This window comes from Enterococcus sp. AMC1623 (assembly GCF_058216495.1).
This window is the reverse complement of the sequence record NZ_CM177096.1, coordinates 1,333,751-1,351,286: the sequence shown is the minus strand read 5'-3', so window position 1 is coordinate 1,351,286 and position 17,536 is coordinate 1,333,751. Positions and strand designations below refer to the sequence as shown.

The 17,536-nt window shown below is 36.1% G+C and carries 20 protein-coding genes and 2 tRNA genes; 21 read left to right on the top strand and 1 reads right to left on the bottom strand.

The features are described 5' to 3' along the window. Window positions 1–8 precede the first annotated feature (8 nt). The 9 genes from AC4BC7_RS06685 (at window position 9) to AC4BC7_RS06645 (ending at window position 4,761) form a co-directional block, all read left to right on the top strand. The gene (locus AC4BC7_RS06685) at window positions 9–986 is read left to right on the top strand and encodes a branched-chain amino acid ABC transporter permease (RefSeq protein WP_207941098.1); all 978 of its coding nucleotides are present in this window, start codon (window positions 9–11) and stop codon (window positions 984–986) included. Further along, window positions 967–1,743: an ABC transporter ATP-binding protein gene (locus AC4BC7_RS06680; RefSeq protein ID WP_279381651.1), complete on the top strand. Its 777-nt coding sequence runs from the start codon at window positions 967–969 to the stop codon at window positions 1,741–1,743. The genes AC4BC7_RS06685 and AC4BC7_RS06680 overlap by 20 nt, the downstream gene beginning before the upstream one ends. Then, window positions 1,743–2,444 carry an ABC transporter ATP-binding protein gene (locus AC4BC7_RS06675; RefSeq protein WP_490504197.1) on the top strand — a complete coding sequence of 234 codons (702 nt, stop codon included), beginning with the start codon at window positions 1,743–1,745 and terminating at the stop codon, window positions 2,442–2,444. The genes AC4BC7_RS06680 and AC4BC7_RS06675 overlap by 1 nt, the downstream gene beginning before the upstream one ends. 3 nt (window positions 2,445–2,447) lie before the next feature. After that, window positions 2,448–3,092, top strand: coding sequence for a CBS and ACT domain-containing protein (locus tag AC4BC7_RS06670; protein WP_490504196.1), 645 nt, complete (start codon window positions 2,448–2,450; stop codon window positions 3,090–3,092). Window positions 3,093–3,207: 115 nt separating this feature from the next. Continuing rightward, window positions 3,208–3,441, top strand: coding sequence for a DUF2969 family protein (locus tag AC4BC7_RS06665; protein WP_207941471.1), 234 nt, complete (start codon window positions 3,208–3,210; stop codon window positions 3,439–3,441). Window positions 3,442–3,534: 93 nt separating this feature from the next. Beyond that, a tRNA-Tyr gene (locus tag AC4BC7_RS06660) sits at window positions 3,535–3,618 on the top strand. Window position 3,619: 1 nt separating this feature from the next. Continuing rightward, window positions 3,620–3,691 (top strand) — tRNA-Gln (locus tag AC4BC7_RS06655). Window positions 3,692–3,778: 87 nt separating this feature from the next. Continuing rightward, a complete protein-coding gene (locus tag AC4BC7_RS06650; RefSeq protein ID WP_207941094.1) occupies window positions 3,779–3,946 on the top strand; it encodes a hypothetical protein in 168 nt (55 codons plus the stop codon). A gap of 107 nt (window positions 3,947–4,053) precedes the next feature. Beyond that, window positions 4,054–4,761, top strand: a complete 708-nt coding sequence (locus tag AC4BC7_RS06645) for a GntR family transcriptional regulator (protein WP_207941092.1) — start codon at window positions 4,054–4,056, stop codon at window positions 4,759–4,761. A 19-nt stretch (window positions 4,762–4,780) separates the two neighbouring features. Here AC4BC7_RS06645 and AC4BC7_RS06640 read toward each other — a convergent pair whose 3' ends face one another. Then, on the bottom strand, window positions 4,781–5,422 hold the full coding sequence (locus AC4BC7_RS06640; protein ID WP_207941090.1) for a YigZ family protein: 642 nt from the start codon (window positions 5,420–5,422) through the stop codon (window positions 4,781–4,783). 113 nt (window positions 5,423–5,535) lie between these two features. On the opposite strand from AC4BC7_RS06640, the gene AC4BC7_RS06635 reads away from it, so the two are divergent. From AC4BC7_RS06635 to pstA, 12 genes are all read left to right on the top strand, one after another. Then, window positions 5,536–5,826 (top strand): DUF7662 domain-containing protein, encoded by a 291-nt coding sequence (locus tag AC4BC7_RS06635; protein ID WP_207941088.1) that lies wholly within the window; start codon window positions 5,536–5,538, stop codon window positions 5,824–5,826. 106 nt (window positions 5,827–5,932) lie between these two features. Further along, the gene (locus tag AC4BC7_RS06630) at window positions 5,933–6,253 is read left to right on the top strand and encodes a PTS sugar transporter subunit IIB (RefSeq protein ID WP_207941087.1); all 321 of its coding nucleotides are present in this window, start codon (window positions 5,933–5,935) and stop codon (window positions 6,251–6,253) included. Between the two features lie 92 nt (window positions 6,254–6,345). Then, the gene (locus tag AC4BC7_RS06625) at window positions 6,346–7,653 is read left to right on the top strand and encodes an ATP-dependent helicase ComFA (RefSeq protein ID WP_490504194.1); all 1,308 of its coding nucleotides are present in this window, start codon (window positions 6,346–6,348) and stop codon (window positions 7,651–7,653) included. Then, a complete protein-coding gene (locus AC4BC7_RS06620) occupies window positions 7,643–8,317 on the top strand; it encodes a ComF family protein (protein ID WP_490504193.1) in 675 nt (224 codons plus the stop codon). The genes AC4BC7_RS06625 and AC4BC7_RS06620 overlap by 11 nt, the downstream gene beginning before the upstream one ends. A 127-nt stretch (window positions 8,318–8,444) precedes the next feature. Then, window positions 8,445–8,996, top strand: a complete 552-nt coding sequence (hpf, locus tag AC4BC7_RS06615) for a ribosome hibernation-promoting factor, HPF/YfiA family (protein ID WP_207941084.1) — start codon at window positions 8,445–8,447, stop codon at window positions 8,994–8,996. A gap of 189 nt (window positions 8,997–9,185) precedes the next feature. Further along, window positions 9,186–11,702 carry a preprotein translocase subunit SecA gene (gene secA, locus AC4BC7_RS06610; RefSeq protein ID WP_207941083.1) on the top strand — a complete coding sequence of 839 codons (2,517 nt, stop codon included), beginning with the start codon at window positions 9,186–9,188 and terminating at the stop codon, window positions 11,700–11,702. Window positions 11,703–11,808: 106 nt separating this feature from the next. After that, a protein-coding gene (gene prfB / locus AC4BC7_RS06605) for a peptide chain release factor 2 (RefSeq protein ID WP_490504192.1) occupies window positions 11,809–12,919 on the top strand; the annotation gives its coding sequence in 2 pieces (ribosomal slippage) (window positions 11,809–11,880 and window positions 11,882–12,919; 1,110 coding nt in all). Window positions 12,920–13,021: 102 nt separating this feature from the next. Then, window positions 13,022–13,708 carry a cell division ATP-binding protein FtsE gene (ftsE, locus tag AC4BC7_RS06600; protein WP_207941081.1) on the top strand — a complete coding sequence of 229 codons (687 nt, stop codon included), beginning with the start codon at window positions 13,022–13,024 and terminating at the stop codon, window positions 13,706–13,708. After that, entirely contained in the window at window positions 13,701–14,585 is an 885-nt protein-coding gene (gene ftsX, locus AC4BC7_RS06595; RefSeq protein ID WP_207941080.1) for a permease-like cell division protein FtsX, read from the top strand. The genes ftsE and ftsX overlap by 8 nt, the downstream gene beginning before the upstream one ends. Before the next feature lie 165 nt (window positions 14,586–14,750). After that, window positions 14,751–15,605 carry a phosphate ABC transporter substrate-binding protein PstS gene (locus AC4BC7_RS06590; protein WP_207941079.1) on the top strand — a complete coding sequence of 285 codons (855 nt, stop codon included), beginning with the start codon at window positions 14,751–14,753 and terminating at the stop codon, window positions 15,603–15,605. Between the two features lie 166 nt (window positions 15,606–15,771). After that, the gene (gene pstC, locus AC4BC7_RS06585; protein WP_243430578.1) at window positions 15,772–16,644 is read left to right on the top strand and encodes a phosphate ABC transporter permease subunit PstC; all 873 of its coding nucleotides are present in this window, start codon (window positions 15,772–15,774) and stop codon (window positions 16,642–16,644) included. Beyond that, window positions 16,644–17,528 carry a phosphate ABC transporter permease PstA gene (gene pstA, locus AC4BC7_RS06580; RefSeq protein ID WP_207941076.1) on the top strand — a complete coding sequence of 295 codons (885 nt, stop codon included), beginning with the start codon at window positions 16,644–16,646 and terminating at the stop codon, window positions 17,526–17,528. The genes pstC and pstA overlap by 1 nt, the downstream gene beginning before the upstream one ends. The last annotated feature ends 8 nt before the right edge of the window (window positions 17,529–17,536 follow it).

The window sequence follows — 17,536 nt, the reverse complement described above, 5'->3', positions numbered from 1 at the left end:
TGTCAGCAATGAAGAAGAATTTAAAATACAATTTGACTTGGTTAGCAATTGCGGCTGTCATCTATTTTGGTTTATTTGCTTTATATAATGGCGGAGTAATCAATCTATTTACCGATGCGATTATTGCCAATATTGGTATTAATATTATCTTAGCAGTAAGTTTGAACTTAATTATCGGTTTTTCTGGTCAATTTTCATTAGGCCATGCAGGATTTATGGCGATTGGGGCATATGCAACAGCGATTATTACACGTGATAATCCTACATTTGGTGGCTTTGCAATGGGAATTCTTTTAGGCATGTTGTTAGCCGGTGTGATTGCTTTAGCAGTAGGTATTCCAACACTGCGTTTAAAAGGAGACTATTTAGCAATCGCTACATTAGGTATTTCGGAGATTATTCGTATTTTAATAATTAATCTGAGCGGTCTTACCAACGGACCAGCAGGGATTTTTGGTTTGCCACAGTTTAGTAATTGGCAAGTAATCTTTATCATGATGACTTTGTCTATTTTAATCGTTTCGAATTTCATTCATAGCGGTCCTGGTCGTGCGACTTTGTCTGTTCGTGAAGATGAAATTGCTGCGGAATCAATGGGTGTTAATACAACTAAATACAAGGTAACAGCTTTTGTATTAGGTGCAGTGTTAGCAAGTGTTGCTGGTTCATTGTTTGCTAGCTATCAACAATCTGTATTCCCACAAGATTACGGATTTATGAAATCAATTGATGTGTTGATTATTGTGGTATTTGGCGGAATTGGGAGTACAACAGGCGCAGTGGTGGCAGCCGTGGTATTAGGTTTCTTAAATATGTATCTGCAAGATTTTGGAAACTTACGTATGATTATTTACGCTTTAGCGATTATTGTAATTATGATTTTCAAACCAAGTGGTCTATTGGGAACATGGGAATTCTCAGTAAAACGTATCTTTAATAAATTTTCTAAAAAGGAGGATGACTCAAATGCCTCTACTAACAGTTAATCAATTAACAAAAAATTTCGGTGGTCTAGCTGCCGTTTCACATGTCAATATTACTTTGGAAAACAATGAATTAGTTGGTTTAATCGGCCCAAATGGTGCGGGTAAAACCACATTGTTTAACCTGTTAACCGGTGTTTATGAACCAAGTAGTGGGGATGTATTGTTAAATATGGATGGAAAAGAAGCGCGTCTAAATGGTATTAAACCGTATAAAATTGCAGATTTAGGCTTGTCTAGAACTTTCCAAAATATTCGTTTATTTAAAGATTTGACAGTTATGGATAATGTCTTGATTGCGATGAATTCGAAAAATAAAGAAGGATTCTTTAGTACGATTTTACGCTTACCCAAATTTTATCAAACTGAAGAGATGATGCGTCAAAAAGTACGTGAACTTTTAAGTATCTTTGATTTGGAAGAGAAAGAAGAAACGTTAGCTAAAAATTTACCTTATGGCCAACAACGCCGCTTAGAAATTGTTCGAGCGTTAGCAACTAATCCTAAAATTCTTTTCTTAGATGAACCGGCAGCTGGGATGAATCCCCAAGAAACTGCTGAATTGACAAAATTAATTCGTCAAATTCAAAAAGATTTTGGTTTAACTATTGTTTTAATCGAACATGATATGAATTTGGTTATGGATGTTTGTGAGCGAATTTATGTGTTAGAATATGGTCAAGTCATCGCAGAAGGAAATCCAGATGAAATTAAAAATAACCCTCGTGTAATTGAGGCGTATCTAGGAGGGGAAATTTAATGTTAAAAGTTGATAATCTATCGGTGCGTTACGGTATGATTCAAGCCGTTCATAACGTTTCCTTCCATGTAAATCAAGGTGAGATTGTTTCGTTAATTGGCGCAAATGGTGCCGGAAAAACAACAATTTTACGAACAATATCTGGGTTGATTCGTCCTTCAGAAGGTTCAATTTTCTTTGAGGAACAAGCAATCGAAAAAGCTGCTCCACAAAAAATTGTTGCTTCGGGCTTATCTCAAGTACCAGAAGGCCGTCATGTCTTTGCGGGGTTAACTGTTCAAGAAAATTTAGAAATGGGTGCGTTTCTGCGTAAAGATAGTGGCGTAAAAGCAGATTATGAACAAGTATTTGCTAAATTTCCTGTTTTAAAAGAGCGTAAAACCCAAGATGCAGCAACGTTATCTGGTGGAGAACAACAAATGTTAGCGATGGGGCGCGCGTTAATGTCTCGTCCTAAATTATTATTGTTAGATGAACCATCAATGGGATTAGCGCCAATTTTCATCCGCGAAATTTTTTCGATTATTCAAGAAATTCAACAACAAGGCACAACCGTTTTGTTGATTGAACAAAATGCACACATGGCTTTATCGATTGCTGATCGAGGATATGTATTAGAAACAGGTAAAGTAGTTCTTGAAGGTACTGGAAAAGAATTGCTATCTAGTGAAGCTGTTAAGAAAGCATACTTAGGAGGGTAAAAAATGAGCGTAAGTGATTTTATGACCACAGATTTAGTAACTGTAACAACCGACACACCGATTTTTGATGCAGTAGATTTGATGAAAAAGCATGATATTCATCGTTTGCCAGTATTAGAAAATAATCAATTAGTGGGATTAATTACAGAAGGAATCATTCAAGAAGCGATGCCTTCAAAAGCCACTAGCTTGAGTGTTTATGAAGTCAATTATTTATTAAATAAGACGACTGTTCGTGATGTAATGATTAAGGATATCGAAACAATTTCACCAGAGGCATTATTAGAAGATGGAATTGCCATTATGCGTTCGAAAAATATCGGTGTCTTACCGGTAGTAGAAGGTCCTAATTTATTAGGGATTATTACAAATAATGATATTTTTGATGCCTTCTTAAAAATTACTGGTTATAACAATGGTGGAACACGAGTAACCATTCAAATTACGGAAGATCAAAAAGGAATTTTAGCTGATATTGCCCAGTTATTAGCTAACAATGATTTTAGTATAGCGACGATTGTCGTGAATCGTGTAAGTGACGGAACAATTATTGAAATCCAAGTCGAATCTCAAGCAGTTGCTACTATTCAACAGGCTTTAGAATCAGCTGGTTATAATGTAGTAAATGCAGTATTAACGAATCAATAAGATAAAACAACTTCTCAGAAACTTTTTGAGAAGTTGTTTTTATAAAAATAGCGAAGAAGAGAAGTTTCTACTAGGAAATAAATAAATTTATGATAGAATGTAACTCGAGGTGAAAATTGTGAAAAAAAATAAAGATATTGAAGTACGTATTGAAGAAACAAAAAAAACAATTAGCGGATCAACTTATGATGTAACTGAATTATATATTGGTAAGAAAAAAATTGGTGAAGTTTTAGCATATGGACCAAAAGAATTTCAAAGCTTTATGGACAATGAAGAACTTGGTGCAAGTAAGACATTAGACCTTGCAATTGAGTCAATTATTCGTCAGTGGAACTTACATGAATAATTTCTAGAAAAAATAAAAAAACTTGAAAAAAGTATTGCAAAGTAAAAAAGAATATTGTATTATAACTAAGTCAGGTTGATCAAACAACCTTTTGGAGGAGTAGCGAAGTGGCTAAACGCGACGGACTGTAAATCCGTTCCTTCGGGTTCAGTGGTTCGAATCCACTCTCCTCCACCATTGGGGTATAGCCAAGCGGTAAGGCAAGGGACTTTGACTCCCTCATGCGTTGGTTCGAATCCAGCTACCCCAGTTTTTACGACACGTTTAAGACGTGTCTTTTTTTATTTGAATAAATTTTAATTTTGCGATACTCTAAAATAAAAAGGGAGTGTTTAAGATGAAACTACCATTTAATTTAAAAGAAAAAATAACAGAAGCAGCTGAACACATTCATGATATTACTAAAAAGGATGTTACAGTCAATTTATTGAAAAAAGATGGCGTAAAGGTAACACGACCACGTCCAACCAAACATACAATTAAGTGGCGTTCTAAGAACTATTAAACTAGAGAACTTTCAACAGTTTTATGTTGAAAGTTTTTTTTAGGAGTTTTATTTGAATTTAGAAGGATAGTAGCTATAATAAAGAGAAAAGAAGGAGAGGGTAAAAAATGGTAGATACATTGCCTGTATATATTCAAATACATGATGCAATTAAAGAAAAAATTGAAACAAATTATTGGAAAATAGGAGATCGTCTTCCTTCAGAACGAGAACTTTCTACTCAATTTGGTGTGAGTCGAATGACCTTACGACAAGCGATTCAAACTTTAGCTGATGAAGGAATTCTTGAAAGAAAAATTGGCTCAGGAACATATGTGGCACGTCGAAAAGTGCAAGAAAAAATGACAGGAACCACAAGCTTTACCGAAATTATGTTGTCTCAAGGGAGAGAACCATCTAGTCGTGCAGTTTCTTATTTTTTTACTTCCCCAAGTTCTAGTGAGATGGATAAGTTACAATTAACCAAAGACGATATTATTTTGAGAATGGAACGTATTCGTTTGGCGGATGATATACCGATTTGTTTTGAAGTGGCAAGTGTTCCTGAAAAATTAATTCGGGAGTATAGCAAGTCAGAAATTACCTCATCACTTTACCGAACACTGGAAGAAAAAGGGCAGAAAAAAATTGGCGGTGCAAATCAAACTATTTCAGCAATGATTGCATCAGAAAAAATTGCGGATTACTTAGATATCAAAAAAGGCGATGCGATTTTACGTATGCGTCAAGTCTCTTTCTTATTAGATGGACAGCCTTTTGAGTATGTTCGTAGTCAATATGTTGGCAATCGTTTTGAATTCTTTTTGGAAAAATAAAAACAAGCTGGAGCGTGCTTCAGCTTGTTTTATTTGCTACTGGAATTTCCACGTAAGAATATTCGCCATCTTCAAACGATACTTGCCCATTTAATAAATCGATAACTGCTTGTTTGAAGCTTTCTTCATTTTGTACCATAACGCATAGTGTAATGTTCTCCAAAAACTGCGTATCCTTAACGTAAAATTGATTTTGTTCCAAATAATGTTGCAATTTGCCTAATAGTGGATATTCAACTTGTACAAAAACTTCTTTTTGAAGCTTTCCTTCCACAATTCCAATTTCATTTAGCGCATGAGAAACAGCACTTGAATAAGCCCGAATGAGTCCACCAGCACCTAATTTGGTTCCTCCGAAATAGCGAGTGACAACTGCGACAACATTTATTAATTCATTTTTTTTCAAGACTTCTAGCATAGGAACACCAGCAGTCCCACTAGGTTCACCATCATCGCTTGAACGTTGGATGTCATTTTTTTCACCTAATACAAAAGCACTGCAATTATGGTTCGCTTTCCAGTGTTCTTTTTTTAAGGCTTGAATGAAGTCCTTGGCTTCTTCTTCTGTTTCAATTCGTTTCAATGAGCAAATAAAACGGGATTTTTTTATTTCTATTTCACTTTGTCCATCTTCTTTAATGGTCAAATAAGTATCAATCAAGATTGTTCACCCCTTTTCTACAGTATAGAAAAAAACGAATTAATTTTCAAATTGATGCAAACCTTGCAATTTTTTTATGAAAGCGTAATAATGAATAAAAGGAGGGGTAAACCATGGTAAAACGCAAAAAAAAGTATGATGTCATTACAACTTACTTAGTAAACAATGGTGGTTCACAAGTAACCTTGACGTTTACTCAGTTTGACGAATTATTATTTCCAGCGAATGGTTTACCACGAACTGCGCGAACAACGCTTGATTGGTGGACAAATGATTACAAACATCCTGAAAAAGGTGCCTATGCCTGGATTAATGCTAAATATGAAGTAGTCCATGTGAATTTAGAAAAAGAGTATGTTGTATTTCGTCCATTAGTCAAATCAACTTGGTTAGAGTTAAATTAAAAGGAAGCGTTGACAAAGAAGGAGTTTATTTTATAATAGAACTATGGTTTGTATATAAAATAGTATAAATAATAATGATTATGGAATAGTTAAGGGGAGATTTATTATGGCAAAAAAAACAATTATGTTAGTATGTTCAGCAGGAATGAGCACTAGTTTATTAGTAACAAAAATGCAGCAAGCAGCAGAAACAAAAGGATTAGATACAGATATTTTTGCAGTTTCAGCATCTGATGCCGACAACCATTTAGCAAACAAAGATGTTAACGTGTTATTATTAGGTCCTCAAGTTCGTTTTATGAAAGGTGACTTCGAAAAACGACTAGCATCAAAAGGAATTCCTTTAGAAGTAATCAACATGGCAGATTATGGCATGATGAATGGTGAGAAAGTGTTACAGCAAGCACTAGATTTGATTGGCGAATAATTCACCCCTTCATAAATAAAAATGAGTAAAGCGAGGAAATCGATAAAATTTCCTCGCTTTTTTGCGTAGTTATAGGTAGGAGGGAGGCTATTATGGACGAGTTAGGGAGGCAAATTGCTATTTCTAAAAAAGACTTACCTACATTAAGTGATACCACGATGGTGCGAGAAGCTCTTGATGTAGACAAAGGACAGTGTCAGCGATGTGGAGGTTTGTTTGCTCAAGAAAAACATTTTTTACCAAATGGAAATTATTATTGTGTCGCATGTTTGCAATTTGGACGTTTAACTAATGAAGACGTCTTATTATCTAAAGAAGATAATGATTATCAACAACGTAAGGTATGTTTTGATTGGCAAGGAACATTCACACCACCACAACAGGAGATTGCTGATTCTCTTTTAAAAAATAATAAAAAAAAGCAACATTCATTGGTTTGGGCTGTTACTGGATCAGGCAAGACTGAAATGATTTTTCCAATTATTCAGCAAGTATTATCAATAGGCGGACGAGTAGGGATTACTTCGCCACGTATTGATGTGTGTCGTGAATTATTTCCCCGTATCCAACAAGCATTTCCAGAAGAAAATGCGTTATTATTGTATGGAAATTCAGAAGAAAAGTATCGTTATAATAAATTGACAGTTTGTACAACACATCAATTGTTCCATTTTTACCACGCGTTTGACTTATTAATTGTAGATGAAATTGATGCGTTTCCTTATGAAGGGAATCAACAATTACGTTTTGCAGTCCGCCAAGCACGTAAACCTGAAGGACTATATGTTTATTTAACGGCAACGCCTTCTCAGTCTTTGTTGGCAGAAATTCAAGAGACGTTTGCGATTATGAAATTACCTATTCGCTATCATCAACGTCCATTAATTGTTCCAGAAGTATGTTGGTATGAACACTGGGCGAGCTGTTATCAACGTAAATGGAAATTAAAAAAACTTCTTCGGTTATTAAATGAATTGCTACAAGACAATGCAGTTTTAGTATTTTGCCCGAGTATTGCTTATATGAAGAAATTATATGCAGCAGTCAAAGCGTATTTTCCGCCCGAGCTGATTGCGTGTGTCTCTTCTCAAGACGAACAACGAAAAGAAAAAGTACAAGCAATGCGGGAGCAAGTATATCGTGTGTTGTTTACTACGACCATTCTTGAAAGAGGAGTCACTTTTGAAAAGGTTTCTGTGATTATTATGGGAGCGAATCATCCAATTTATACAAAATCTGCTCTTGTTCAGATTGCTGGTAGAGTGGATCGCAAAGGGGAATTTAATGGTGGACGAGTTGTTTTTTTCTTGAATCAACAAACATCTGCTATTCGAATGGCTTGTCAAGAAATTAAGGAAATGAATAAGTTAGCAAAAAGGTGGCGAACGAATGCGCTGTAATTGGTGTCAAAAAACAATTATTCGTAACTTAACTATGCCAGAAATAGTATGGCCATTTCATCTTGATGAGGAACGATGTCAGGCTTGTTCAGAATTACTGACACCTATTGTGGCAGGCTGTCCAACCTGTCGCAAAGCTGGATCGTCGATACCTTGTCAGGATTGCTTGCGTTGGCATAAAATTTATCCAACGTATAATTTTCAACATGAAGCATTTTTTCAATACGATGATGCTTTTCACCAATGGATTCATCAATATAAATTTTTAGGTGACTATCGCTTGAGGAAAACGTTCGTTGTTGAATTACGACATTTTTTTAAGAAAGAGAAATTTGATGTTATTTGTGCCATTCCTTTGTCCAAAGAACGTTATCTTAAACGCGGTTTTAATCAAGTAGAAGGCATTTTAGAAGCAGCTGCTATTAAGATAGAAAAATTATTAGATAAAAAAGTGAATACAGTGCCGCAAGCAGAAAAAAATCGTTCAGAAAGATTGATAACACCACAACCATTTGAAATTGTTGCGACAGAGCAACAGATTACTGGCAAACGCATTCTATTAGTCGATGATGTCTATACAACTGGGCGAACTTTATTTCATGCGGCAGAGGCATTAAATGCGTATCATCCAAGAGAAATAAGGACATTATCTTTGGCACGATAAAATATTTTCTGTTTTTGATACCGATTTCTTTTGCATTTATAATAAAGTTCGATATAATAGATATAAGAAGAGGAATATAGAGTGGTCCTTATTCCTCTTTAATTGGTAGATGAAAGGGGCAATTGTTATGTTTAGATATAATGTACGCGGAGAAAATATTGAAGTTACTGAGGCAATTCGCGACTATGTGGAGAAAAAAGTAGGGAAATTAGAACGCTACTTTAGTGATGCACCTGATGCAACAGCTCATGTAAACTTAAAAGTTTATACAGAGAAAACAGCGAAGGTAGAAGTCACAATCCCACTACCATATCTTGTGTTACGCGCGGAAGAAACATCACCAGATTTATACGCAAGTATTGATTTGGTTGTCGATAAATTAGAGCGTCAAATCCGCAAATTCAAAACAAAAATTAACCGTAAATCTAGAGAAACAGCTTTACCAGATGTACAAGCAGCAATTTTTTCAGCACCTGAAGAGGAAGAAGAAAATGGTTCTGAATTAGATATTGTTCGCACAAAACGTCTTTCATTAAAACCAATGGACAGTGAAGAAGCTGTATTACAAATGAATATGTTAGGACATAACTTCTTTATCTTTGAAGATGCAGAAACAAATGGCACTAGCATTGTTTATCGTCGTAAAGATGGCAAATATGGCTTAATTGAAACAGATTAATCAATAAAACTAAGAAATCTAGGTGGAGACGCCTAGATTTTTTTTATGCTTTTCTTAAAAACAAAAGTCCGTCTGCGTGAATTAGCGGAAAAAGTAGCAATCAAAGGAAACAAGTGATAAAATGGATTGAAGACTTTCCAATGTTATATTAGGAAGTGGAACAATGTTTAAAAGGAGAATCGTAAAGGGATGGCCAACTTTTTTAGAACACTGATTGAAAATGATAAAAAAGAAATTAAACGACTAGATCAAATGGCAAATAAGATCGAAGCGTTAGCAGATCAAATGAGTGCATTATCAGATGAAGAATTACGTGCGAAAACAGATGAGTTTCGTCAACGTTACCAACAAGGAGAAACGTTAGATCAATTATTAACAGAAGCGTTTGCAGTTGTCCGTGAAGCAGCAAAACGTGTCTTAGGACTATATCCATATCATGTACAATTAATGGGAGGGATTGTCTTACACGACGGGAACATTCCAGAAATGCGTACCGGTGAAGGTAAGACTTTAACTGCGACCATGCCTGTGTATTTAAATGCTTTAACAGGCGAAGGGGTTCATGTTGTAACTGTAAATGAATACTTAGCAACTCGTGACTCAACTGAAATGGGTGAATTATACAATTTCTTAGGAATGACAGTTGGTTTAAATATCAACTCAAAATCTTCAGAAGAAAAACGTGCAGCGTACGCGTGCGATATCACATATAGTACTAACAACGAACTAGGATTTGATTATTTACGTGACAACATGGTGGTATACCGTCATCAAATGGTTCAACGTCCATTGAACTATGCAATTGTCGATGAGGTTGACTCAATTTTAGTCGATGAAGCTAGAACACCGTTAATCATTTCTGGACAAGCAGAAAAATCAACAGCATTATATGTACGTGCAGATAATTTTATCAAACGCTTGAAAGAAGAAGAAGACTATAAAATTGATGTTCAATCAAAAACAATTAGTCTGACTGAAACAGGAATTGAAAAAGCAGAAGAAACATTTGGTTTAGATAATTTATATGATATTGAAAATACTGCATTGACACATCATTTAGACCAATCATTACGTGCCAACTATATCATGCTTCGTGACATTGATTATGTTGTACAAGAGAATAAAGTAATGATTGTTGACCAATTTACGGGTCGAATTATGGATGGTCGTCGTTATTCTGACGGGTTACATCAAGCAATCGAAGCCAAAGAAGGCGTAGAGATTGAAGATGAAACAAAAACAATGGCATCGATTACTTTCCAAAACTTTTTCCGTATGTATAAAAAACTAGCTGGGATGACTGGGACTGCTAAGACAGAAGAAGAGGAATTTCGTGAGATATATAATATCCAAGTATTCCAAATTCCAACAAATAAACCAGTTATTCGTGATGACCGTGCTGATTTATTATATCCAACCTTAAATAGTAAATTTAAAGCTGTAGTTCAAGATATTAAAGAACGCTATCGCAAAGGACAACCAGTATTGGTGGGTACAGTTGCTGTAGAGACTTCAGAATTATTATCAACTATGTTAGATAGAGAACGTATCCCACATGAAGTCTTAAATGCGAAAAACCATTTTAAAGAAGCTGAAATTATTCTAAATGCAGGTCAAAAAGGTGCTGTTACAATCGCAACTAACATGGCAGGTCGTGGTACCGATATTAAATTAGGTCTAGGCGTTGCTGAAGTTGGTGGTCTAGCAGTTATTGGTACAGAACGTCATGAATCTCGTCGTATCGATAATCAGTTACGTGGACGTGCCGGACGTCAAGGCGATCCTGGGGTTTCTCAATTTTATTTATCTTTAGAAGATGATTTAATGAGACGTTTTGGCTCAGAACGAATTAAAGCATTTTTAGACCGATTGAATATTGATGAAGAAGACTCTGTAATTCAAAGCAGAATGTTCTCAAAACAAGTTGAATCGGCACAAAAACGTGTGGAAGGAAATAACTATGATACACGTAAAAATGTCTTGCAATACGATGATGTAATGCGTGAACAACGTGAAGTCATTTATCGTCAACGTCAACAAGTAATTATGGAAGAAAGTTCATTGTCTGACGTATTGATGAATATGGTGAAACGCACAATTGAACGTGTGGTTGATGGACACACAGATGTAGAAGCACATCAATTAAACCGCATTGGCATTGTTGATTTCGCCGGTAGTGTATTAGTTCATGAAGATTCAATTTCTGTAGCGGATCTTGAAGGAAAAGACCCTGAACAAGTCAAAGAATACTTAATGCAACGTGCACAAGAAAAATTTGATGAAAAAGTGACCCAATTAAATAGTCCAGAACAATTACTAGAATTCCAAAAAGTAGTTATTTTACGAGTAGTTGATTCAAAATGGACCGATCATATTGATGCTATGGATCAATTACGTCAATCAATTGGTTTACGTGCATATGGTCAAAATAATCCACTTGTTGAATATCAAACAGAAGGATATACCATGTTTGAAAACATGGTTGGCGCAATTGAATATGATGTAACACGCTTGTTTATGAAAGCTGAAATTCGCCAAAATGTCCAACGTGAGCAAGTTGCTCAAACAGAAGTACAACCAACCGAGCAAGCTGATACGAACACGGCTGAAAAACGTCCAGTGAAAGTAACTAAAGTTGGTCGTAATGATCCATGTCCTTGTGGAAGTGGCAAAAAATATAAAAACTGCCATGGTAAAGGCAAGTAGAAAACATATGAAATAAAGAGACAATTTATTTGTACTCTTCGGGAGGGCTGGTCATATAAATTGTCCAGCCCTTTGATTATCTAAATTTATGAAAGAAGGAAATAAAATGGAAATTGCTGAAATTCGCAATCAATTAGAAGAAATGAATGAAAAAATTACAAGCTTTAGGGGGTCTCTTTGACCTCGAACAATTAGAAGAGGATATCGCAGAGGCAGAACATCGCATGGCTGAACCAGGTTTTTGGGACAATTCTGAGTCAGCACAGCAAGTCATTAATGAGAATAATGCCAACAAGGAAACTTATGACCAATTTAATCATTTAGCCAATGGTGTGGAAGAATTGGAAGTAATGGTCGAAATGTTACAAGAAGAGCCTGACCCAGAAATCGAAGCAGAATTAGTTGCTGGTATTAAAAGTTTACGTGAAGAAATGAATACCTATGAGTTGTCGATGTTATTAGATGGACCGTATGATCGTAATAACGCTATTTTAGAATTGCATCCTGGAGCTGGCGGTACGGAATCTCAAGACTGGGGGAGTATGTTGCTACGGATGTATACACGCTGGGCGGAACAACATGGTTATCAAGTAGAAGTTTTAGATTATCAAGCTGGGGATGAAGCTGGTATTAAGAGCGTTACGTTGTTGATTAAGGGTCATAACGTATATGGTTACTTGAAATCTGAAAAGGGTGTTCATCGTTTGGTTCGTATTTCACCGTTTGACTCAGCCAAACGACGCCATACGTCATTTTGTTCAGTAGACGTTATGCCTGAATTAGATGCTACGATTGAAGTCGATATCAATTCAGATGATTTGAAAATTGATACGTACCGTGCAAGTGGTGCCGGTGGACAACACATTAATAAAACAGAATCAGCAGTTCGCATTACGCATATCCCTACTGGAACAGTGGTTGCGAGTCAAGCGCAACGTTCACAATTGAAAAACCGTGAACAAGCGATGAGTATGTTACAAGCGAAATTGTATCAATTAGAAGTAGAAAAACAAGAACAAGAAGCCGCTGCTTTGCGTGGCGAACAATTAGAAATTGGTTGGGGGTCACAAATTCGCTCGTATGTTTTCCATCCGTACTCAATGGTAAAAGATCATCGTACAAATTTTGAAACAGGGAACGTACAAGCAGTTATGGATGGTGACTTAGACGGTTTCATTGACGCATATTTAAAGCTTAAATTAAATCAAAATAACTAAAAGTCATTCAAATGAAATAAAAATGTAACTTACTGAAAGCTCGTTGCAATATAGGCATGCTATAATGAGCCAGTATGAATAATAGTGATTGGAGAGATAGCCATGATTGAAATGCAAGATGTAATGAAAAAGTACTCTAATGGTACAACAGCTATCCGTAATCTTTCGGTTTCGATTAATCAAGGTGAATTTGTTTATGTCGTTGGACCATCCGGCGCAGGGAAATCTACCTTTATCAAATTAATGTATCGAGAAGAAAAACCTACAAAAGGTATGTTGAGTGTTGCAGGCTATGAGTTAACAAAAATAAAACGTCGTGATGTACCACTTCTACGTCGTGAAATTGGTGTAGTCTTTCAAGATTATAAGTTGCTACCAAAGAAAACAGTATATGAAAATGTTGCCTATGCGATGCAAGTAATTGGTCGTAAACCTCGCGAAATAAAAAAACGTGTGATGGAAGTATTAGACCTTGTTGGGTTGAAACATAAAGTCCGTGTTTTCCCAAGTGAACTTTCAGGTGGAGAACAACAACGTGTGTCAATTGCTCGTGCAATTGTAAATACGCCTAAAGTATTGATTGCAGACGAACCAACTGGGAACCTTGATCCTGAGAATTCATGGGAAATCATGAAATTGTTAGAACGAATTAATGGTCAAGGGACGACAATTGTTATGGCGACACATAATAGTACAATTGTAAATACGATTCGTCATCGTGTAATTGCCATTGAAAATGGACGTATTATTCGAGACCAAGTGGAAGGAGAGTACGGCTACGATGATTAGAACTTTTTTTCGACATATTCTAGAAAGTTTAAAGAGTTTACGTCGTAACGGATGGATGACTATTTCTTCCATTAGTGCAGTAACAATTACGCTAACTTTATTAGGTGTGTTCTTAGTTGTTATCATGAATACAGTGAAATTAGCGCAAGATATGGAAGAAAACGTAGATGTGTCTGTCTTTGTTACTTATGGAACAGATGACAAAGGAAAAGAGGAATTAGAGAAACAATTAAACGAAATTCCTCATGTAAAATCAGTAACCTATTCAAGCCAAGATGAAGAACTAGACCGTATTAAAGAATCTTATGGCGATGTTTGGGGATTGTTTGATCAAGATAATCCATTGTTAGACATCTTTGTGGTGAGCGCAACGGAACCTCGTTATGTTAAAGGTATTACAGAAGAAGCTGAAAAAATTACGAAGTATGTGCATAAAGCAAGTTACGGAGAAGATTTGTCTGACCGTATCTTTGGAATTGCCCAAGGAGTTCGTACGTGGGGCTTAATCGGTTCAGCGTTATTATTATTAGTGGCGATGTTCTTAATTTCAAATACGATTCGTATTACGATTTTATCACGTCAACGTGAAATTCAAATTATGCGTTTAGTAGGTGCAAAAAATGGCTATATTCGTTGGCCATTCTTCTTAGAAGGTGGTTGGATTGGACTACTTGGAGCAGCTGTTCCAGTGGCATTGATGTATTTTGGGTATCCCCGATTCTTCAATATTATTAACCCAGTGCTACTACGTTCCAACTATAGTTTATTAGCACCAGGAACATTTACGATTCAAATTTGTGTTTTATTAGCAATCATTGGTATGGTAATTGGTTCACTAGGATCAGTTATCTCAATGAGACGTTTCTTAAAAATTTAATTTTACAAAACTTCAAGTATGACCATTATGGGAAATACTTGAAGTTTTTTTTTGTGAAAAAAAGAATTACCTCATTTTTATCAATAAGTATTTTCCAAGCTTTTCAGATGATGGTAAAATAGAAATGATTGTAATGTATTTTTATGAAAAAATGAGGGATTACAGATGAAAAAAAGAACATTATTGCTCCCGCTTATCGGGCTATCACTTTTAATGACAGGTTGTGCCAAATGGATTGATCGTGGCGAATCTGTGACAGCAGTAGGATCTTCTGCGTTGCAACCATTAGTTGAAACCGTAGCAGAAGCCTACCAAACAGAGAATCCAGGAAAATTTATCAATGTCCAGGGTGGCGGAAGTGGAACTGGTTTAAGTCAGGTTCAATCTGGTGCAGTTGATATTGGTAATTCAGATTTATTTGCTGAAGAGAAAAAAGGGATTGATGCAGAGGCGCTAGTCGATCATAAAGTTGCTGCTGTAGGAATTACGCCAATTGTTAATAAAGGAATAGGCGTTTCAGATATTTCTTTAGAAAATTTGAAAAAAATCTTTTTAGGTGAAATCACTAACTGGAAAGAAGTTGGCGGCAAAGATCAAGAAATTGTTCTTTTAAACCGTGCAGCAGGAAGTGGCACACGTGGTACTTTCGAAAAATGGGTATTAGATGGTGAGACGGCAAAACGTGCACAAGAACAAGATTCAAGTGGAATGGTACGTCAAATTATTGCCGATACGCCGGGAGCTATCAGTTATGTCGCTTTTTCGTATGTTACAGATGATGTGGCAACTTTATCAATTGATGGGATTGAACCGACCGACGAAAATGTTACCACGAATAATTGGATTATTTGGTCTTATGAGCACATGTATACCAAAGGGGAACCAACAGCACTAACGAAAGAATTCCTAGACTACGTTCTTTCAGAAGAAGTACAAATGAATGTAGTAGGAGAATTAGGATATATTCCAGTTTCTAAAATGGAAGTGGAACGTGATTGGGAAGGAAACATTGTTAAGTAGCTTTACACAAAATTTACAAAGTTCTCTTAATCTTTACAAAACGTTAAACTAAAATTGACGTTGGAACGTTACACTGAGTGAGAGCGAAAATCTTAGTTTTTGAGGAGGAACCCTCGTGGAAGAAAATGTAAAAGAATTGTTAACAAAAAAATCAAAACGCGCCAAGATGGAGCAAAGAGGAAAATTTATTAGCTTCTTATGTATCGCTTTAATTGTTTTGGTCGTGGCATCTATCTTTTATTTTGTAGCAAGTAAAGGATTAGCCACTTTCTTTACTGACAAAATAAATGTGTTTGATTTCTTATTTGGAACAAATTGGAATCCGAGCCAAATTGGACCAGATGGCAAGCCAATGGTAGGCGCATTACCAATGATTGTGGGTTCATTTGTCGTAACCTTTTTATCAGCAATTGTTGCCACCCCATTTGCGATTGGTGCAGCCGTGTTTATGGTAGAAATTTCACCTAAACAAGGACAAAAGATCTTACAACCAGTTATCGAGTTATTAGTTGGAATTCCATCAGTTGTGTATGGGTTTATTGGCTTATCTGTCATTGTACCTTTTGTACGTTCTATTTTTGGTGGTACCGGATTTGGTATTTTAGCCGGAACGTTTGTTTTATTCATTATGATTTTGCCAACTGTGACTACTATGACAGTAGATGCATTGAAAGCTGTTCCTCGTCATTATCGTGAAGCTTCTTTAGCCTTAGGAGCGACTCGTTGGCAAACAATTTATAAAGTTGTTTTACGTGCTGCAGTGCCAGGTATTTTAACAGCAGTCGTATTTGGGATGGCACGTGCTTTTGGTGAAGCATTAGCGATTCAAATGGTTATCGGTAATGCGGCTTTGTTACCAACTAGTTTAGTGACACCTGCTTCAACATTGACATCTATTTTAACAATGGGTATCGGAAATACAATTATGGGTACAGTTGAAAATAACGTGTTGTGGTCATTAGCACTCATCTTATTATTAATGTCATTACTATTTAATATCGTGATTCGTATTATTGGGAAGAAAGGGGCGTTGAAATAATGAACGCAAAACGTGCAGATAAAATCGCTACTGGAATTTTATATGGAATTTCGGGAATTATCGTTTTAATTCTAGCGTCATTATTAGCTTATATCCTTATTCGTGGAGTGCCACATATTTCGTGGGAATTTTTAACACAACCTTCTAAAGCTTACCAAGTTGGGGGCGGAATCGGGATCCAATTATTTAACTCCTTTTACTTGTTATTCATTACAATGCTTATCAGCTTCCCAATTTCTCTAGGTGCAGGTATCTATTTATCTGAATACGCGAAAAAGAACTGGGTAACAGATGTGATTCGTACATCGATTGAAATTCTAAGTTCATTACCATCTGTTGTTGTTGGTTTGTTTGGTTTCTTGATTTTTGTTATTCAATTCGAATATGGATTTTCAATCATTTCAGGAGCTTTGGCATTAACTTTCTTTAACTTACCGTTGCTAACGAGAAATGTTGAAGAGTCATTACGAGCAATTCATTATACACAGCGTGAAGCGGGCCTTGCTTTAGGATTGTCTCGTTGGGAAACCGTCTTACGCGTGGTTGTACCAGAAGCAACACCAGGAATTTTAACTGGGGTTATCTTGAGTTCTGGACGTATTTTTGGAGAGGCGGCGGCTTTAATTTATACAGCTGGACAAAGCGCACCAGCCTTAGATTTCAGCAATTGGAATCCATTAAGTGTTTCAAGTCCGATTAGTATTTTCCGTCAAGCGGAAACATTAGCGGTTCATATCTGGAAAATCAATACGGAAGGAACAATGCCAGACGGTGTGGCTGTATCTGCAGGAGCATCTGCCGTATTAATTATCGCTGTTTTAGCTTTCAACTTCGGCGCACGTGCAGTTGGAAAGAGATTGCATAAGAAAATGACGTCAGCATAAGGAGAATT